This window comes from Streptomyces hebeiensis, assembly GCF_052983195.1.
The window spans coordinates 2701138-2719194 of sequence record NZ_CM129812.1; the positions used below are offsets into that span (position 1 = coordinate 2701138).

17 protein-coding genes are annotated in these 18057 nt (G+C 72.4%); 9 read left to right on the plus strand and 8 right to left on the minus strand.

Annotation, left to right across the window (positions count from 1 at the left end; genetic code table 11):
• Nucleotides 1-60: 60 nt before the first annotated feature.
• Both ACU6P3_RS11670 and ACU6P3_RS11675 read left to right on the plus strand, forming a co-directional pair.
• A complete protein-coding gene (locus tag ACU6P3_RS11670) occupies nt 61-417 on the plus strand; it encodes a DUF6415 family natural product biosynthesis protein (protein WP_447197076.1) in 357 nt (118 codons plus the stop codon).
• Nucleotides 414-662 (plus strand): hypothetical protein, encoded by a 249-nt coding sequence (locus tag ACU6P3_RS11675; RefSeq protein WP_447197077.1) that lies wholly within the window; start codon nt 414-416, stop codon nt 660-662. The genes ACU6P3_RS11670 and ACU6P3_RS11675 overlap by 4 nt, the downstream gene beginning before the upstream one ends.
• Nucleotides 663-869: 207 nt before the next feature.
• Here the strand turns inward: ACU6P3_RS11675 and relB are convergent, their stop codons facing one another.
• Nucleotides 870-1154 (minus strand): type II toxin-antitoxin system RelB family anti-toxin, encoded by a 285-nt coding sequence (gene relB, locus ACU6P3_RS11680; RefSeq protein ID WP_447197078.1) that lies wholly within the window; start codon nt 1152-1154, stop codon nt 870-872.
• A gap of 693 nt (nt 1155-1847) precedes the next feature.
• Nucleotides 1848-2897 (minus strand): LacI family DNA-binding transcriptional regulator, encoded by a 1050-nt coding sequence (locus ACU6P3_RS11685; protein WP_447197079.1) that lies wholly within the window; start codon nt 2895-2897, stop codon nt 1848-1850.
• Nucleotides 2898-3306: 409 nt separating this feature from the next.
• Here ACU6P3_RS11685 and ACU6P3_RS11690 point away from each other — a divergent pair, with 409 nt between their 5' ends.
• From ACU6P3_RS11690 to ACU6P3_RS11705, 4 genes are all read left to right on the plus strand, one after another.
• Nucleotides 3307-4632, plus strand: coding sequence for an ABC transporter substrate-binding protein (locus tag ACU6P3_RS11690; RefSeq protein ID WP_447197080.1), 1326 nt, complete (start codon nt 3307-3309; stop codon nt 4630-4632).
• Nucleotides 4633-4635: 3 nt separating this feature from the next.
• A complete protein-coding gene (locus ACU6P3_RS11695) occupies nt 4636-5676 on the plus strand; it encodes a carbohydrate ABC transporter permease (protein WP_447197081.1) in 1041 nt (346 codons plus the stop codon).
• Between the two features lie 16 nt (nt 5677-5692).
• The gene (locus ACU6P3_RS11700) at nt 5693-6616 is read left to right on the plus strand and encodes a carbohydrate ABC transporter permease (protein WP_447197082.1); all 924 of its coding nucleotides are present in this window, start codon (nt 5693-5695) and stop codon (nt 6614-6616) included.
• A gap of 234 nt (nt 6617-6850) precedes the next feature.
• Nucleotides 6851-8272 carry a glycoside hydrolase family 1 protein gene (locus ACU6P3_RS11705; RefSeq protein WP_447197083.1) on the plus strand — a complete coding sequence of 474 codons (1422 nt, stop codon included), beginning with the start codon at nt 6851-6853 and terminating at the stop codon, nt 8270-8272.
• 316 nt (nt 8273-8588) lie between these two features.
• Here the strand turns inward: ACU6P3_RS11705 and ACU6P3_RS11710 are convergent, their stop codons facing one another.
• Both ACU6P3_RS11710 and ACU6P3_RS11715 read right to left on the minus strand, forming a co-directional pair.
• A complete protein-coding gene (locus tag ACU6P3_RS11710; RefSeq protein WP_447197084.1) occupies nt 8589-10085 on the minus strand; it encodes a HAMP domain-containing sensor histidine kinase in 1497 nt (498 codons plus the stop codon).
• A complete protein-coding gene (locus ACU6P3_RS11715; protein WP_447197085.1) occupies nt 10082-10840 on the minus strand; it encodes a response regulator transcription factor in 759 nt (252 codons plus the stop codon). The genes ACU6P3_RS11710 and ACU6P3_RS11715 overlap by 4 nt, the downstream gene beginning before the upstream one ends.
• Before the next feature lie 78 nt (nt 10841-10918).
• On the opposite strand from ACU6P3_RS11715, the gene ACU6P3_RS11720 reads away from it, so the two are divergent.
• The gene (locus tag ACU6P3_RS11720; protein WP_447197086.1) at nt 10919-11500 is read left to right on the plus strand and encodes a hypothetical protein; all 582 of its coding nucleotides are present in this window, start codon (nt 10919-10921) and stop codon (nt 11498-11500) included.
• Here the strand turns inward: ACU6P3_RS11720 and ACU6P3_RS11725 are convergent.
• Nucleotides 11421-12257: a helix-turn-helix domain-containing protein gene (locus ACU6P3_RS11725; protein WP_447197849.1), complete on the minus strand. Its 837-nt coding sequence runs from the start codon at nt 12255-12257 to the stop codon at nt 11421-11423. The two genes, ACU6P3_RS11720 and ACU6P3_RS11725, sit on opposite strands and share 80 nt — an antisense overlap.
• A 236-nt stretch (nt 12258-12493) precedes the next feature.
• On the opposite strand from ACU6P3_RS11725, the gene ACU6P3_RS11730 reads away from it, so the two are divergent.
• On the plus strand, nt 12494-14002 hold the full coding sequence (locus ACU6P3_RS11730) for an alpha/beta hydrolase (protein ID WP_447197087.1): 1509 nt from the start codon (nt 12494-12496) through the stop codon (nt 14000-14002).
• Nucleotides 14003-14074: 72 nt separating this feature from the next.
• Here ACU6P3_RS11730 and ACU6P3_RS11735 read toward each other — a convergent pair whose 3' ends face one another.
• The gene (locus tag ACU6P3_RS11735; protein ID WP_447197088.1) at nt 14075-14929 is read right to left on the minus strand and encodes a spermidine synthase; all 855 of its coding nucleotides are present in this window, start codon (nt 14927-14929) and stop codon (nt 14075-14077) included.
• A gap of 131 nt (nt 14930-15060) precedes the next feature.
• Nucleotides 15061-15507, minus strand: coding sequence for a hypothetical protein (locus tag ACU6P3_RS11740; RefSeq protein WP_447197850.1), 447 nt, complete (start codon nt 15505-15507; stop codon nt 15061-15063).
• Between the two features lie 276 nt (nt 15508-15783).
• Here ACU6P3_RS11740 and ACU6P3_RS11745 point away from each other — a divergent pair, with 276 nt between their 5' ends.
• Nucleotides 15784-17220, plus strand: coding sequence for an NsdA family TPR-like regulatory protein (locus ACU6P3_RS11745; RefSeq protein WP_447197089.1), 1437 nt, complete (start codon nt 15784-15786; stop codon nt 17218-17220).
• Between the two features lie 187 nt (nt 17221-17407).
• On the opposite strand, the gene ACU6P3_RS11750 is transcribed toward ACU6P3_RS11745, so the two are convergent.
• Complete coding sequence (locus ACU6P3_RS11750; protein WP_447197090.1) at nt 17408-18004, minus strand: histidine phosphatase family protein; 597 nt, start codon at nt 18002-18004, stop codon at nt 17408-17410.
• Nucleotides 18005-18057: the final 53 nt, after the last annotated feature.

An 18057-nucleotide genomic window follows, 5' to 3' on the forward strand; every position in this document is an offset into this window, starting at 1 on the left:
TCCGGTCTTGCCTGCCCTGAAGCATGTGACGTGAGACATAGCCGTCACATGGAGCCGACCATGAGCGCTGCACCAGCACCCGCCACCGAGGCGATCCAGGCCGCCCTCGACCGCGCCACGGACCTTGGCCGGGCCACCGGAACGATAGAGCAGCTCCAGACGCTCGCAGACGAACTGCGCGGCCACGTCCGCGCCCTGCTCCCCGCAGCCCAGGCGCACGCGGACAGGCTGTGGAAGGGCAGCCGGGAGTGGTACCTGCTCGTGTCCCGGATCGGCAACGCGCGACGGGCCACAGAGACCAGGACTGCCCCGGCCGGGGTGCTGGAAGCGCACGTACGCGTGCAGCTGCTCGCGATGGACTGCCGCTGGCTCCTGTCGGAGTACGGCTCAGCCCCGGCCCCGAGGGCCGATACGTGATCGCGGTCCGGCTCCGCCTTCCCGGCCCGCCCGAGTACCACCTCGGCCCGTGCTTCATCTGCCGTCGCTCGGGGTTGAGCACGATCCGGATCGGCACGATGTCGAGCCCCGGCGGACCGGGCCATCGGGCCGCCGAGACGCCGCTGTTCGTCTGCCGGGGCTGCCTGGGGGACCTGATGCTCATGCACCACACCGCCCACGCATCCCCGGCCCGGCCCTACGTGCCCGCCGGCCACCCCCACTGACTGGAGGACCTGATGCTCTGCGCCCGCTGCGATCAGCCGATCGCACCCCAGGATGTCGACCGCTGCACCGTGGAGACCGGGTCGGCCGCCGCTCCCGACGTGGTCCTCCACCGAAGCGTGTGCCCGCGGCCGGACTGGGAGCCTCGCCGGGCGCCGGTGCCGCGCCCCTGGTGATCTCCCGCGTGCCGCCACAGCAGCGCACGCGGGTCACGGCCGGGGCCGTGCATCATCCCCGGTGGGCGTCGGCCGGGGCCCCTCTTCCCGCACCAGGTGGGAGAGGGGCACGCCGATGGCGTCGGCGATACGGATCAGGGTGTCGAGCAGCGGACTGCTGTGCCCCTGCTCGATCCGGCTGTACTGCCCCAGCGTGATGCCAGCACGAAGGGCCAGGCGTTCCTGAGTCAGGTTCGCATGGAGGCGGGCGGCGCGAAGTTGGTCTCCGATCTCCCGGCGACGGGCGAGCACTCGCTCGGTGGGGCGGGGAGATGGCACCCGCCCACGTTCGCCGCCTGAAGATCAGTTGTCTTCACGATGCATCACGAATTGTTTGATCTTGAGAGACGGGGGTACACCCACCCCGCCCAGTACGGCCCTCCAAGCTCCGCCCCCCAGGCGAGTGCAGGAGTGGCCGAGCAGCGCCCCCGCCCGAAGGCGGGGGCGCTCTCGCGTTCCCGCTTTGCGGGTAGCGAGTTTGCTACTCATCCAGCCAGGGCTTAGGCGATCTCCAATAAGCCTTGTTCCCACGGGAACAAGCCCCGGGATCCGAGGGCATGCAGCATCATCCAGCGTCATCGAACTGCGCCGAATTGCCCTGGTATTTCGCATCGCCGCAGGTCACAATATGCCAAAGGAACTGGTTCGAGTCCCGTTACTCACCCTTGGTGATCGCCCCCGTGGCCGCGAGAGCGGCGCGGGGGCGATCGCGTTCCAGGGCACCACGGGCCGACGGCCGACGGCCGACGGCCGCCCCGCCTCGGTTGCCGACGGGGCCGTGCACCGCACCGCCGACCGCCTTCGCCCTCGTACGCTCTCTCGCGTCAGCCGTTGCGCCGAGCGCCTCTCCGCGCACACCAGCCCGGCCCACGGCATCGCCGGACACCGGGCACAGGGGCACGGCGGGGAGGCCGTCGGCGGGGGCCGCCGACGGGCCGGGGCGGCGCTCCGGGCGTCAGGACGGCTCCCGCATCAGGACGACTCCCGTACCACCAGTTCCGTCGGGAGCACCAGGCTCCGCCGGGCCGGCTCGGCCGCTTCCGCGCGGGCGGCGATGTCCGCGAGGACCAGGTGGGCCATCGCGCGGCCCATGTCCTCTATCGGCTGGCGGACGCTGGTCAGCGGCGGGTCCATGTGGTGCGCTATCGCCGAGTCGTCGAAGCCGACCAGCGCCACGTCGTCCGGGACGCGGCGGCCCGCCGCGCGGAGGGTCTGGCGGGCGCCCGCCGCCATGACGTCGGAGGCGGCGAAGACGGCGTCCACGTCCGGCCGGCGGTCCAGGAGGTCGCGCATGGCGCGGCGGCCGCCCTCCTCGGTGAAGTCGGCGATCTCCGTCAGGGAGTCGTCCGGGGCGCGGCCCGCCTCGGCGAGGGCCCGGCGGTAGCCGTCGAGGCGGCAGGCGGCGCCGTAGACGTCCAGCCGGCCGGTGATCGTGGCGATCGCCGTACGGCCCCGGGCGAGCAGGTGCGCGACCGCCGTGCGGGCGCCCTCCGCGTTGTCGGAGTCGACCGAGAGCAGGGGTTCGGCCGCCGAGCGGCGGCCACTGATGACCGTGGGGATGCCGAGCTGGGTCAGCAGTTCGGGCAGCGGGTCGTCGGCGTGGACCGAGACCAGCAGCACCCCGTCCGCGCGGTGCGCGGCCAGGTACTGGGCCAGCCGGCGGCGTTCGCGCTCGCCGCCCGCGAAGGTGAGCAGCAGTTGCATCCCGCTGTCCGACAGCGCCGCCCCGACGCCCCGGACGATGTCGGAGAAGTACGGTTCCGCGAAGAACCGTGTCTCGGACTCCGGTACCACCAGGGCGATCGCGTCGGCACGGTTGGCGGCGAGCGCGCGGGCCGCCCTGTTGGGTACGTATCCCAGTTCGGCCACCGCGGCCTCGACCGCCGCCCGGGTCGCCGCGCTCACCCGGGGCGAGCCGTTGATCACCCGGGAGACCGTGCCCCGGCCGACGCCCGCCCGGGCGGCCACCTCTTCGAGCGTGGGCAGCTTCCCGCCGCGCGGACGCAGTCCTCGCGCCACCATCCCTACCTCCCCCATCGCACTCGCGGACCCGGTGGGCCCGGCGCGCCGTTCGGACACCGTGCCGCCGGAACGGCGGCGCCGGACCGTGTCGTACGGGCACGGCGCCACGCGACCGAATCCGGCCACACGGACGAGCTTATTCCGCTCCCCCCGTGCGCCGTTCACCCTCCACCGTCGACCCACAGTCGTAAATCCAACAAACAGATAACCGACTCTTCTCCGGTCGTCAGGTCCCTTGACACCCCATCAGCGACCGGCGACCCTTCAAGACATCACTTATGGGAGCGCTCCCACCCGTAGTTACCCCTACATGCCCCGCACACTTCCCGACCGTACTGTCCCCTGATCAACGATGGGGAAAACGGCCGCAGTTGGCCGAAGCGGTACGTCGGTGCCTCAGGAGGTCGTCATGCGCACACGTATCCGTTCGCCACGCCGGGTGGCGGTCCTCGCGACCGTCGCCGCGCTCGGGGCCGGCCTGCTGGCCGGCTGCGCCGACGACGGTGATTCCTCGGGCCCCTCCGGTGGCACCGACGCAGGCGGCAAGACGAAGATCACGGTCGGTGTCTTCGGCGCCTTCGGCCTCAAGGAGGCCGGCCTTTACGACGAGTACATGAAACTGCACAAGAACATCGTCATCGAGCAGACGTCCATCGAGCGCAGTGAGAACTACCGCCCCCAGTTGCTCACCCACCTCGCCAGTGGCAGCGGGCTGGCCGACATCCAGGCCATCGAGGTCAACTACGTCGCCGAGATCACCGAGACCCAGGGGGACAAGCTGGTCGACCTCGGCAAGGCCGAGGGGGTGAAGAAGGACAACTTCCTGCCGTGGAAGTGGGCGCAGGGCACCACCAAGGCCGGCAAGACCGTCGGGCTCGGCACCGACGTCGGCCCCACCGGCATCTGTTACCGCAAGGACTACTTCGAGCAGGCCGGGCTGCCCACCGACCGGGAGGCCGTCGGCAAGCTGTGGGCCGGCGACTGGCAGAAGTACCTGGAGGTGGGCAAGCAGTTCAAGTCCAAGAACATCAAGGGCGCCACCTTCGTGGACGCGGCGTCCGGTGTGATGAACGCGATGCTGGGCAGTAGCGCCGAGCGCTTCTACGACAAGGACGGCAAGCTCGTCTACAAGACGAACCCGGCCGTGCGCGACGCCTGGGACACCGCCGCGGCCTTCTCCGAGGCCGGACTGACCAGCAAGGTGCAGCAGTTCACCCCGCCCTGGGACCAGGCGTTCGCCAACGGCCGCTTCGCCACCGTCACCTGCCCGCCCTGGATGCTCGGCTACATCCAGGACAAGGCCGGCGACGCGGGCAAGGACAAGTGGGACGTCGCCCCCGCGCCCAAGCCCGGCAACTGGGGCGGCTCCTTCCTCTCCGTGCCCGAGGCGGGCAAGAACAAGGAGGAGGCCGTCAAGCTGGCGGTCTGGCTGACCGCCCCCGAGCAGCAGGCCAAGCTGTTCGAGAAGCGCGGCAGCTTCCCCAGCGCGCAGGCCGTCTACTCGCTGCCCCAGGTCTCCGGCGCCAAGCACCCGTACTTCGCGAACGCGCCGATCGGGCAGATCTTCACGGACGCGGCCAAGGGAGTGCCGGTCCAGCCCGTCGGCCCTGGCGACCTGGTGATCTCGCAGAACATCAGCGACGTCGGCATGCTCCAGGTGGACCAGAAGGGCGTCTCCTCCGAGGACGGCTGGAAGGCCGCGACCAAGGCCATCGACAACGCGCTGGACAAGTGACCGATGACCAGCAGTGACGCACGTATCGCCGCGCCCGCCCGGAAGGGGGGCGCGGCCCTCCCCCGGGCCGGGAGCCCGGCCGGGCGCGGCGCGGCGCCCGGCGGCGCCCCCGACCCGCGCGAGGACCGCCGCCGGGCCCGGCGCAGCCGCTGGTACCGCCGCGATGTGCGGTGGAGCCCCTACGCCTTCATCGCGCCGTTCTTCGTCTTCTTCCTGGCCTTCGGCCTCTTCCCGCTGCTCTACACCGGCTGGGCCTCGCTGCACCGGGTGGAGCTGACGGCCCCCACGGACATGGAGTGGGTGGGCCTGAAGAACTTCGCCCGGCTGATGGGTGACGACTTCTTCTGGAACGCGCTGAAGAACACCGTCACCATCGGGCTGCTGTCCACCGTGCCCCAGCTGCTGATAGCGCTGGGTGTGGCGCACCTGCTCAACTACAAGCTGCGCGGCTCGATGTTCTTCCGGGTCGCCGTGCTCACGCCGTACGCCACCTCGGTGGCCGCGGCGGCCCTGGTCTTCGTGCTCCTGTTCGGCCGTGACTACGGGATGATCAACTGGGCGCTGGGGCTCGTGGGCATCGATCCCGTCGACTGGCAGAACGGCACCCTGAGTTCGCAGATCGCCGTCTCGACGATCGTCATCTGGCGCTGGACCGGCTACAACGCGCTGATCTACCTGGCGGCGATGCAGGCGATCCCGGCCGATCTGTACGAGTCGGCGGCGCTGGACGGGGCGTCACGCTGGCAGCAGTTCGTCCATGTGACGATCCCGTCGCTGCGGCCCACGATCCTGTTCACGGTGGTGGTCTCGACCATTGGCGCCACCCAGCTCTTCGGAGAACCGCTGCTGTTCAACGGCAACGCGGGCGCGACGGGCGGCGGGGACCACCAGTTCCAGACGCTCGGGCTCTACCTGTACGAGCAGGGCTGGGTGAACCTGCACCTCGGCCGGGCCTCCGCGATCGCCTGGACGATGTTCCTGATCCTGCTGATCATCGGCGCGGTGAACTGGCTCGTCGGCCGCCGTCTCCGCAAGAACGCGTAAGGAGCGCTGAGGAGAGATGGCGACGACTTCACACTCGGCCGCACTCGCCGAACCCGTGACCACCGGTGCCCAGGGGCCCGTGGGCAAGTCCGGCGGCGGGAAGAAGAAGGGAGCCGGCCGGCAGTTGCACGCCGGGCGGTTCACCTACGCCGTGCTGATCGTCTTCACGATCGGTTCCCTGTTCCCGCTGGTCTGGACGGCGATAGCGGCCTCCAGGAACAACACCAGACTGGCCCAGACCCCGCCGCCGTTCTGGTTCGGCGGAAACCTCTTCAAGAACCTCGAGATCGCCTGGACCGACGCCAACATGGGCAGCGCGCTGCTCAACACGACGATCGTCGCCGGGTCGATCGCCCTGGGCACGGTGCTGTTCTCGACCCTGGCCGGCTTCGCCTTCGCCAAGCTGCGCTTCCGGTTCAAGAACCTGCTGTTGCTGCTGGTGATCGGCACGATGATGGTGCCGCCGCAGCTCAGCGTCGTACCGCTGTACATGCTGGTCGCCGAACTGGAGTGGACCGACCAGCTCCAGGCCGTCATCCTGCCCACCCTGGTCAGCGCGTTCGGTGTGTTCTTCATGCGCCAGTACCTGATCGGGGCGCTGCCCTCCGAGCTGGTCGAGGCGGCCCGGGTGGACGGCGCGAGCAGTCTGCGCGTCGTCTGGCACGTGGTGTTCCCGGCGGCGCGGCCCGCGATGGCCGTGCTGGGCATGCTCACGTTCGTGATGGCCTGGAACGACTTCTTCTGGCCGATCATCGCGCTCACCCAGAACGGCAGCCCCACCGTGCAGGTGGCGCTCACCGGCCTCGGCCGCGGTTACATCCCGGACCAGTCGGTGATCATGGCCGGGGCGCTGCTGGGCACGCTGCCCCTGCTGATCGCGTTCGTACTGTTCGGCAAGCACATCGTGGGCGGCATCATGCAGGGCGCGGTCAAGGGCTGACCCCATGGCCGCCGAAGGGCTCGGTCCGGGCCCGTAACACCGGGCCGGGCCCGCGACGCCCGGCCGGGTCCGTAAGCCCGGCCGGGTCCGTAAGCCCGGTCGGGCCCGTAGCCGCACGGGCGCTCTCGGGCGGCGCCCGGCCGAGGGCCCGGCCCACCCCCGGCCGGGCGCCGCGCCCCTCGCCACCGTCGCACCACCCCACCCCCCATCCCTCCGGTCAACAGGAGCTGCACCATGTCCGACACCTTTCCGCCCGGCTTCCTGTGGGGCACCGCGACCGCCGCGTACCAGATCGAGGGCGCGGTACGGGAGAACGGCCGTACCCCCTCCATCTGGGACGTCTTCAGCCATACACCGGGAAAGACCGAGAACGGCGACACCGGTGACACCGCCGTCGACCACTTCCACCGCCGGGCCGAGGACGTCCGGCTGATGGCCGACCTCGACGTGAACGCCTACCGGTTCTCCGTCTCCTGGCCCCGCGTCCAGCCCACCGGGCGGGGACCGGCCGTCCAGCGCGGCCTCGACTTCTACCGCGAACTCGTCGACGACCTCCTCGACCACGGCATCGAGCCCGTCCTCACCCTCTACCACTGGGACCTCCCGCAGGAGCTGGAGTCCGCGGGCGGCTGGCCGGCCCGCGAGACCGCCCAGCGCTTCGCGGAGTACGCGCGGCTGGTCGGGGAGGCGCTGGGCGACCGCGTGACGCGCTGGACCACCCTCAACGAGCCGTGGTGCAGCGCCTTCCTGGGCTACGCCTCCGGGGTGCACGCCCCCGGCCGTACGGACCCGGTCGCCGCCCTGCGCGCCGCCCACCACCTCAACCTCGGCCACGGTCTGGCCACGCAGGCGCTGCGCTCCGTGCTCCCGGCGCGCGGCCAGGTGTCGGTGAGCCTGAACCCGTCCGCCGTGCGCACCCTGACCAACTCGCCGGAGGACCTGGACGCCAAGCGGCGCGTCGACGCCCTGTCGAGCCGGATCTTCACCGGCCCGATGCTGACCGGCGCGTACCCCAAGGACCTCTTCGCGGACACCGCCCGCCTCACCGACTGGTCCTTCGTGCAGGACGGCGACACGGCGACGATCCGCCAGCCGCTGGACTCGCTGGGCATCAACTACTACCAGCCGACCGTGGTCTCGGCCGCGACCGGCGAGGGCGGCGCCCGGCACGACGGCAGCGACGGCCACGGCGCCAGCGAGCACTCCCCCTGGCCCGGCGCCGACTCCCACGTCGCCTTCCACCCGGCGCCGGGCGAACTCACCGACATGGGGTGGTCGGTGGATCCGAGCGGGCTGTACGACCTGCTCATGCGGTACACGCGCGAGGCGCCCGGCCTGCCGTTGATGATCACCGAGAACGGTGCCGCGTACCCGGACAAGCCGGCCGCCGACGGCTCGGTCCACGACCCGGACCGGATCCGCTACCTGCACGGCCACGTCTCGGCGGTACGGCGCGCGATCGCGGACGGGGCCGACGTCCGGGGCTACTTCCTCTGGTCGCTGCTCGACAACTTCGAGTGGGCGTACGGCTACGGCAAGCGCTTCGGCGCGGTGCACGTGGACTACGAGACGCTGCGCCGCACACCGAAGTCGAGTGCGCTGTGGTACGCGCGGCTGGCCGCTACGGGAGTGATCCCCGAGGTGCCGATCGGCTGAGCCGATCGCCTGATCGCCCGGGCGGATCGCGAGCGGGGCACCGGTGCCGGGGAGGCACAGGTGCCGGGAGGGGCATTAGTCCCGGGAGGGGCACAAGGCCGGGCCGGGGAGGGGAGGGCCGGGCCGGGTGTCCCGCGCGAAGCGGACCGTTCGGGAGAGCTTCCGCCCCGGCCGGGTGGGGGGAATGTGAGACCGGCCGGGACGGGAGCGAGGGGCCGAGCGAGCAGCCCGTGTGACCTCACGTTAGCCCTTCCGACCCGGGCCGCACTCGGACAAAGCGGCTGTTCCGGGCGGGAGTTGATGTTTTATGGCGCTCTTAAGGAGCCCATCGGAATCGTTTAATGAACGCCCGCCGACGGCCCCGCCGACGCAGCCGGTGGCCGGGCCTTCCGTCCGGGCCGCGCCACCCGTCGAGCCCGATCCAGATCCGTACCTCGGTGCCCCCGAGCACCGAACGCCCGATCCGTACGTCCCCGCCGGTCGACTCGGCCACCCGGCGCACGATGTCGAGGCCGAGCCCGGTCGACCCCTCCTTGTCACCGCTGTTACCGCGCTCCAGCGCGGCACGTGGGTCGGCGATGCCGCCGCCCGCGTCCGAGACCAGCACGATCACCGCGTCCTCGGCGTTGTGCACGTCGACGGAGAAAGCCGTGCCCTCGGGTGTGTGGCGGAAGACATTGCCGAGCAACGCGTCGAGCGCGGCGGCCAGTTCGGCCCGGGCGACCGGAATGCGCACCGGTCGGCCGACGCCCGCGACGCGTACCGTACGGCCCTCGTCCTCGGCCAGCGCGGACCAGAAGTCCATCCGCTCCCGGACCACCTCCGAGACGTCGCAGCCGGCGCCCGGTCCGGGCGCGGCCGTCTGGGGCTTGGCCTCCCGGGCGGTGCGGATGATCGTGTCGACCTCCCGCTCCAGCTGCTCGACGGCGGCCCTGGTCTGCTCGGCGGCCGGGCCGTCGCCGAGCGAGGCGGCGTTGAGCCGCAGCACGGTGAGCGGGGTGCGCAGGCGGTGCGACAGGTCCGCGGCGAGTTCGCGTTCGTTCGCGAGGAGCTGGACGACCTGGTCGGCCATGGAGTTGAACGCGACCGCCGCGGAACGCAGTTCGGCGGGGCCTTCCTCGGGCACCCGGGCACCGAGCTTGCCCTCGCCGAGGGCGTGCGCGGCGCCCGCGAGCCGCTGGGCCGGCTCGACCATCCGTACGCCGAGCCGGTCGGCGACGGCGACCGAACCGACGATCAGCGCCACCCCGACGCCCGCGAGCACCAGCCAGGCGGTGGTGACGCCGTTGGTGACCTCGTTCTCGGGTACGAACATCTCCACGACGGCGATCCGGCCGGAGCCGAGCGCCGTCGGCTGGAGCACCGCGGAACCGCCCGCCACCTCGGCCAGCGAGGCCCGGCCCAGCCGCCGCACGTCGCGCACGTCCCGCTCGGCCGCCCGGCCGCGGCCGATGTGGAGGGACGGGCCGACCCGGTCGTCGAGCCGGTCATCCGGTCCGTCGCCCGGTCCGTCGCTCTCCCCGCCACCCGGCCCGTCGCCCGGCTCGTCGCCCGGCTCATCGCCCGGCTCGTCGGCGGCCGGGAGGTGCACCGCCATCCGCCCGGCGGAACCCGTGGAGGCGATGGCCCGTTCCAGCTCGTCGCGGTCGGTGGTGATGGAGAGAGTGGGACCGATGGCGGCGGCCTGGCGCTCGGCCTTGGTGAGGGCCCGGTCCCTGGCCATCTCCTTGACGACGAGACCGAGGGGGAAGGCGAAGGCCACGACGACCATGACGGTGGCCGCCAGGGCCACCTTGACCACGGCCCATCTCATACGGCGGGCCCGCCGGCCGAAGGCGGGAACGGCGCCGGGGACGGGGACTGCCCCGCGGGCGGCTCCGGCGGGGGCGGCTCCAGCTTCACCCCGACACCGCGCAGCGTGTGCAGGTAGCGCGGACTGGCCGCCGTCTCCCCGAGCTTGCGCCGCAGCCAGGACAGGTGGACGTCGATGGTCTGGTCGTCACCGTACGACTGCTGCCACACCTCGGCGAGCAGTTCCTTGCGCGGTACGACGACGCCGGGCCGCCCCGCCAGGAACGCCAGCAGGTCGAACTCGCGCCGGGTCAGCTCCAGGGCCACGCCGTCCAGTTCGGCCTGGCGGCGCAGCGGGTCGACGGCGAGTCCGCCGACCCGGATGACGCGTGCGTGCGAGGCGCTCTCGGCGGCGCCGCGCGCCCGCCGCAGGACCGCCGCCATCCTGGCCGACAGGTGTTCCACCGAGAACGGCTTGACCAGATAGTCGTCCGCCCCGTCGTTGAGCAGCCGTACGATCTCCGTCTCGTCGTCCCGCGCGGTGGCGATGATCACGGGCACGTCCGTGATGCCGCGCAGCATCTTCAGCGCCTCCGCCCCGTCCAGATCGGGCAGCCCGAGGTCGAGGATCACCACGTCGAACGGGACGTGCGCGACCTCGCGCAGGGCCTCCAGGGCGGTGCCGACACTCCGTACGGTGTGCGACGCCTCGGTCAAGTGCCTGATGAGGGCGGAGCGCACGAACTGGTCGTCCTCGACCACGAGCACACTGGGCATGGGCGGCACCGTACGCCATCCGGCCGTTCCGCGGGGTCCGTGGGACAGCGGAGGCGCGGGTGGTGCACTATGGCCCCGATGCGCACTGGACTCGTACACGCTCTGGCATGGACGCTCGCCACGGGCGCTGCGGTCACGCTGTCGTGGTGGGGGGTCCACACGGTGATGTCCGGCACGGCGTACGATCCGCCGCGCGCGCTTCCGCTCCCGTCGGCGGCCGAGGTGAGCCCCATGGCCTCCTCGACGCACCGCCCGGAGAGCCCGGCACCGACCGCGCGCCCGCCGGGCCCCTCGGCGTCCGCGGCCGACCGGCGGAACGACGACGCCGACAACCGCCCGCCCCGATCGCCGAGTTCGTCGGCGCGGGCTTCGGAGAACCCGCCGCCCGACCGCCCGGACGAGGAGCCGGGCGCGGCCTCCGCGCAGGGCGGCGCCGACGGCGAGGTGAAGAGTTACGAGGTCGAGGGCGGGCGGGTCGTCTTCGACATCGGGGAGACGTCGGCGGAACTGGTCTCGGCGACGCCGGAGGCGGGCTGGCAGATGCAGGTGTGGACACAACCGGCCTGGATCCGGGTGACGTTCACCCGGGACGGCCGGGAGGTGTCGGTGTTCTGCACGTGGAACGGGCATCCGCCGATGGTGCAGTTCGACGAGCGCTGAGCCCGTCGTCCCCGCGCCCGACGTCGTCCCCGCGCCCGGCGTCGTCCTCCGCGAGCAACGCGTGCAAGCGTCGCAGGACGTCGAGCTGGGCCTCGTTGTAGAACTCGACCAATGACTGCACGACAACCGACTGGGTGACCGCCCCACTCCGACGGGAGGAAGCCGCCAGGTCACTCAGGACCGGATGGTCCTCCCGCTGTTTGCGGACTTCGGGCGCGAGGCGTCGCGCGAGCTGCCGCCGCACGTCCTCGGGCGCGTCCGCGGGGAGGGTCTCGAACCGCGCGCCGACATCGCTGCGAGGCTCCGAGAACTGCTTCTGGAGCGCGGACATCGCCGAGGGGGTGAGAATGCTGGAGTACGCCACCAAGAAGGATCGCTGTCCCTCCGGCAGGCCGTCGGCGAGTGCCTCGAAGTCCGCCGGCAGGTCGATCGAGCCCCGGTTGTCCAGGACCGCCGCCAGTTCCCGTCGCATCCGCTGCTGACGTTCGATGCTCGCCGCGAGTTCCGCGTCCAGGGCGCGCAGGATTTCCTCCGCCCTCTCGTCGGCGGCCTCGACCGCGGGGACGTCGGACAGCGGCAGGCCGAGGTCGACCAGCCTGCGGATGCGCAGCAGGCGGACCAGGTGCGTGACGCCGTACCTCTTGTAGCCGTTGGCCGCTCGTTCCGGCTCGTCCAGCAAGCCGATCTTGTGATAGTGCCGGACGGTTTTCAGTGTCGTGCCGGCGAGTTCGGCCAGCTCACTCGTGCTCCACGCCACCGGCGGGCCCTTTCCTGGGGTGCTCCGTTCCTCGTCACCGTCGGTGTCCCGCCGCCGGTCGGCCGGCGGGCTCGGCTCCGGGAAGGGGATCCATTCAAGACCATGCCCCTGGGGCATGGTCAACCCACGGCCGCGCCGGTCCACTTACGCGGGCGGGACCGTGTTGACCATGCCCTCGGGGCACGGAGTGAGATGGCGACGACCACAACCGTGAGACGGGGATGCGGAGACGTGACATGAAACGACAACACGGTATTGGCCGGAGCTCGGTCCTGGCGGTCGTCCTCGGCCTCGGCCTCGGCGGCTCGCTGCTCGCGCCGCCCGCCGTGGCGGACGGGCCGCGGGCACCGCAGGTGCGGTGGGGCGCCTGTCCCGAGGACGTGGTGGCCGAAGCCGCACCGACGACCCTGCAGTGCGGCACCGTGTCCGTGCCGGTGGACTACGCCGACCCCGGGGGCGCCCGGATCGACCTCATGATCTCCCGGCTGGCCCGCACGGACCCGGACGAGCGGCGCGGCATACTCATGCTCAACCCGGGCGGTCCCGGCGGGTCGGGGCTGGCGCTGTCGGCGCAACTGGTGTCCCTGGGCCTGCCCAGCAGCGTCACCGACAGGTACGACGTGATCGGGATGGACACCCGCGGCATCGGGCACTCGGCACCGGTGAGCTGCGGGTTCACGGACGACAGCCCCTACATCGCCAACGTTCCGCCCTACGCGGTCGACGACGCGGCGGTCACCGCGCGGGCGAAGGTCGCCGAGCAGGTGGCCGAGCAGTGCGCGCGCCATGACCACGACGGCCGGCTGCGCCAGATGACGACGGCGAACACCGCCCGCGACCTGGACCGGATCCGGGCCGCGCTCGGCGAGGAGAAGACCAGCTACCTGGGCTACTCCTACGGCACGGCACTGGGCGCCGCCTACGCGTCGATGTTCCCCGGGCGCTCCGACCGGATCGTGCTCGACAGCAACATCGGTGACACCCACCTCGACCGCGACGGCATGCGCCGCTACGCCCTGGGCGTGGAGCAGACGTTCCCCGCCTTCGCGAAGTGGGCGGCCGCACGGCACGACGACTATGGCCTGGGCCGCACTCCCGCGGAGGTCCGCGCGACCTACTTCGCCCTCGCCGAGCGGCTCGACAAGGCTCCGACGGAGGGCTTCGACGGCGGCCTGTTCCGCCAGCTCACTTTCGCCTTCCTGTTCAACGAGGCGCAGTACCCCAAGCTGGCCGAGCAGTGGCGGGCGCTGAACAGCGGCGACGACGCGGCGCTGCGCCGCCTGCGGTCGGAGAACGCCACGGCGAGCGGGGCGCCGTCACCGGCCGACAACCCCTTGTCGGTGTTCGCGTCCGTGACCTGCAACGACGTCGAGTGGCCCGAGGACGTCGACACCTATCGGCGGGGTGTCGCCGAGGACCGCGAGCGCTACCCCCTGTTCGGCGCCGCCGCCGCCAACATCACGCCCTGCGCCTTCTGGACGAAGGCCGAGCGACCGGTCGCGATCAACGACGACGGACCGCGGAACGTGCTGATCGTGCAGAACCTGCGCGACCCGGCGACACCGCACGAGGGCGGGAAGCTGCTGCGTCAGAAGTTCAGGGACCGGTCCCGGCTGCTCAGCGTCGACGCCAGCGGACACGGCGCCTACGTCATCAGCGGCAACCCCTGCGCGTTGAACACCACCACGCGCTTCCTCGTCGAGGGAAAGATGCCCGAAAAGGACACGCTCTGTTCCGCGTCCTGACCAGCTGACCAGCTGACCGTCCGGCGGAGCGGACAGTGCCCGGCCACGTCCGCTCCGCCGGACGTATGCGGCTCAGTCGAACGCGCCGGCCGGAGGCGCGGGGGACGCCTTCGCGGTCGCGTCCCGTACGGCGACGGCGCCCCCGGTGAAGTCGGCGAGCGCCCGGCCGTGTTCGACGCGGCCCGGGTGCGGATCGCCCGCGACGCGGCGGGTGAGCTCGGCCACGGGCAGCTCCCGGTCCGAGGCGACCAGCACCGCGTTGCCGAAGCGCCGGCCGCGCAGCACGGCCGGGTCGGCGACGAGCGCGAGCCGTTCGAAGGCGGTGCCCGCGGTGGCGACCTGTCCGCGCAGGTGGCCGAGGGGCGGCCCGTCGGCCAGGTTGGCGGCGTACCAGCCGTCCGGGGTCAGGGCCCGTCGTACGTCGTCCAGGAATTCGGCGCTGGTGAGGTGCGCGGGGGTGCGGGCGCCGTCGAAGACGTCGGCGATCACCAGGTCCGCCCAGCCGTCCGGCACCTTGGCCAGCCCGACGCGGGCATCGGTGGACCGGACGCGGATGCGCGCGTCGGCGGCCGGGGGCAGCCACTCCCGTACGAACCGGACGAGCCCCGCGTCCACCTCCACCACCTGCTGGGTCGAACGGGGCCGGGTGGCCGCGACGTACCGGGCCAGGGTGAACGCCCCGCCGCCGAGGTGGACGACGCGCAGCGGCCGGCGGGCGGGGGCCAGCAGGTCGACGACATGGCCGAGCCGGCGCTGGTAGGCGAACGAGAGGTGGGCGGGGTCGTCGAGGTCGACGTGCGACTGCGGCGCCCCGTCGACGAGCAGCGTCCAGGCCCGGCGCCGGTCGGGGTCGGGTATGAGCTGGGCGACGCCGGTGTCGACGTCCTGGGCCGCGGTGGGGGCGGCGCGGCGGGTGTTCTTGGCCACGGTGCCATTATCCGGGGGCGGGAGCCGTGCCCGGTGCGGGCGGTTCGCGTCCCGGCCTCCCGACACCGGCCTCCCGGCACCGGTTCCTCACCTCGGTTCCGGCGTCGGTCCCTGTACCGGGTACCGGCCCCCTACCGGCGGCCCTCATGGCACCCGTCCGCCGCCTCGATCAGCCTCGCCGCCTCCCCCAACGCCTCCCTCAGCATCGCCGGATCCGTCACCCTCCCCGCCGTCTCGGGCGGCAGCAACCAGCACGAGCGCACCCACAGGCCCCGGCCGTTCATCCGGGTGCAGTCGCTGCCCGGGAGGTCCCAGGCCGCCGCCGTGCCCGGGGGGACCAGGAAGCCGACGGTGTCACAGAGGTCGTCGAGCAGGACGGGGCCGACCTCGGGGGTGGCGGCGCGGCGGAGGATGTCGACGGCTTCCAGGCCCTGCCGGACGGGAACGGTCACCAGATCACAGGGTTCCTCGTCGTCCGCCCGCGCGGGACCCGCCTCCCGGCCCGGCGCGTGCCGGTCCGTCGGCCGTGCGGCACGGCCGCCTTCCGCCCCGGCCTCCGACTCCGACTCCAACTGCAACTCCAACAAGGGGACCCTCCTCGTCGAGCACGGACGCGTTGAAACGACAGACGCGTTGAAACCTGCGGAGACACGGTCGAGCGGCGTCTCCGCACGGTTCAACGGCGGGGCGGCGTCAACGGCTACGGCGGCACGCCGCCGCAAAGGATGGCAGTTCATGGCAGATCGCGGGTGAGATATCCGGTTTTGTGGGCAAACCCTGGGTAAACGACTCGTCACACCCGGTACGTTCGTGCCCGCCGGAACAACGGCTGTACCAGGAGAGGGCTCTCGGCCATGGCGTCGTCTCGGTCAGTTCCCAATCTCGCCTTCCGTCGGCTGCGCGCCCAGCGGTCGCCGGGGGAGTTCGCCGCCGCCGTGCGCAGGGCCGCGCGGGAGATCGGTGAGCAAGTCGCCTGCGACGCACGTTATATCGGACGGGTGGAAGCAGGCGAGATCCGCTGTCCCAACTACGCGTACGAACGGGTCTTCCTGCACATGTTTCCCGGACTGACCCTGAGGGACCTGGGTTTCCTGCCACGGGAGCAGGTACGCGGCAGAGCCGCCCGTACCCCTGCCCCTGCCCCGATCCAGGCGACGGCCTCGGCCTCGGCCGTGGATCCGGCAACAGCCCCGGCCGGGGGCCCCGCGACCGCCCTGGCCATGACCCCGGCGACGAACCACACCGGCGACACCAGCGAGGAGAGCGACGTGTTGCGTCGCGCATTCATGACGACCGGCCCCGCCGCCGTGGCGGCCGTGTCCCTGGGCCTCGGCGGATCCGCCGAGGCCGCCGTTCCCGGCCCCCGCGAGGCGGGCTCACGGCGGGTCGGCGAGGCCGAGGTCAGCGCCGTCGAGGAGGCCGTACGGCGGATCCGGCTGCTCGACGACCGGCACGGTGCCGACGGGCTCTACCGGCAGGCGGCCCAGCCGCTGCGCGCCGCGTACGCACTGCTGGACGCGGGCACCCCCACCCGCCGGTCCACCGCCGAGCGGCTGCACACCGGCGCCGGCGAGCTGTCCATCTCGGTCGGCTGGCTCGCCCACGACTCCGGCCGGTTCGACGACGCGCGCTCCCACTACGCCGAGGCGCTCGCGACGGCGCGCGTCGCGAACGACCCGGCGGTCGAGGCACACGCCTTCGCCAACACCTCGTTCCTGGCCCGGGATTCGGGCCGGTACCGGGAAGCGGTACGCGCCGCCCAGGCGGGACTGCGCGCCGCCGCGCAGCTCGGCTCGTCCCGGCTGCTGGCGCTGCTCTCCCTGCGGGAGGCCGCCGGCTGGGCCGAGGCCGGCGACCGGGCGGGCTGCGAACGGACGCTGACCCGGGCCGTCGCGTACTTCGACCGGGGCCCGTCGGACGCGGATCCCGAGTGGATGTCCTTCTTCGGCGAACCCGAACTGGAGGCGCAGAAAGCGCTCTGCCACGCCGCGCTCGGCGACGCGCGGCGGGCGGCCCGCCACGTGTACCGGGCCACCGCCCTCCAGGACCCGCACTTCGCCCGCAACCTCGCGCTCTACCGCGCCGAGCTGGCCACGAACCTGGCCCGCGCGGGCGCCCCGGACGAGGCGGCGGCGGCCGGGCACCAGGCGCTGGACCTGCTGGACCAGGTGCAGTCGTCGCGCATCCACACGCGGCTCGCGGCGACGGTGCGCGCGCTGCTGCCGCAGCGGCGGCTGCCGGAGGTGGCGACGTTCCTGGAGCGGCACGCCGCGACGGACCCGCGCGCGTGACCACGCGCGTACACGCACAGCCGGACACGCGGAGGCCGGACGCGCGTCATCCGGAGACGCACGAAGCGGTACGGCGGAAGGGCGGTACGGCGGGGCCGCCGGCGGTCGGCGGTCTGCCGTCGGACTGCCGGTCAGCGGCCGGCGGCCGGCGGTCAGCTGTCAGCTGTCAGCGGCCTGCGGCCGGCCGTCAGACCTCCAGGTGCGCCGTGTCGTTCCACACCTCGATGGCCGGGCTCCCGTACGCCCAGCCCAGGACCGACAGCGACGTGGGCGCCAGCCGGATGCGCGCCGCGAAGGAAATGTCCTCGCCCAGCCAGCGCGCGCCGATCGCGCGCAGGATGTGGCCGTGCGCGAAGACCAGGGCGTCCCGGTCCGCCGATCGCGCCCAGGCGACGACCTCGTCCGCGCGCGCGGAGACCTCCGCCAGGCTCTCGCCGTCCGGGACGCCGTCCCGCCAGATGAACCAGTCCGGCCGGTCCGCCGTGATCTGCGTCGGTGTCATGCCCTCGTACGCGCCGTAGTCGAACTCCATCAGCGCGTCCCACGCGTCCGCGCGCTCCCCGAAGCCCGCCAGCGCACAGGTCTCGCTCGCGCGCGCCAGCGGGCTGGTGCGGATCTCCGCGTAGGGGAGCCCTGACCAGGGAGCGCGGTGCAGCCGCTCCCCGAGCAGCTTGGCGCCCCGGCGGCCCTCCTCGAGCAACGGTATGTCCGTCCTGCCGGTGTGCTGTCCGGACAGCGACCAGGCGGTCTGGCCGTGCCGGGCGAGCAGGATGCGCGGTGCCATGGAGGGCTCTCCCTGAAAGTTCACAACTGATGCCGCCCCATCATCGCGCACCT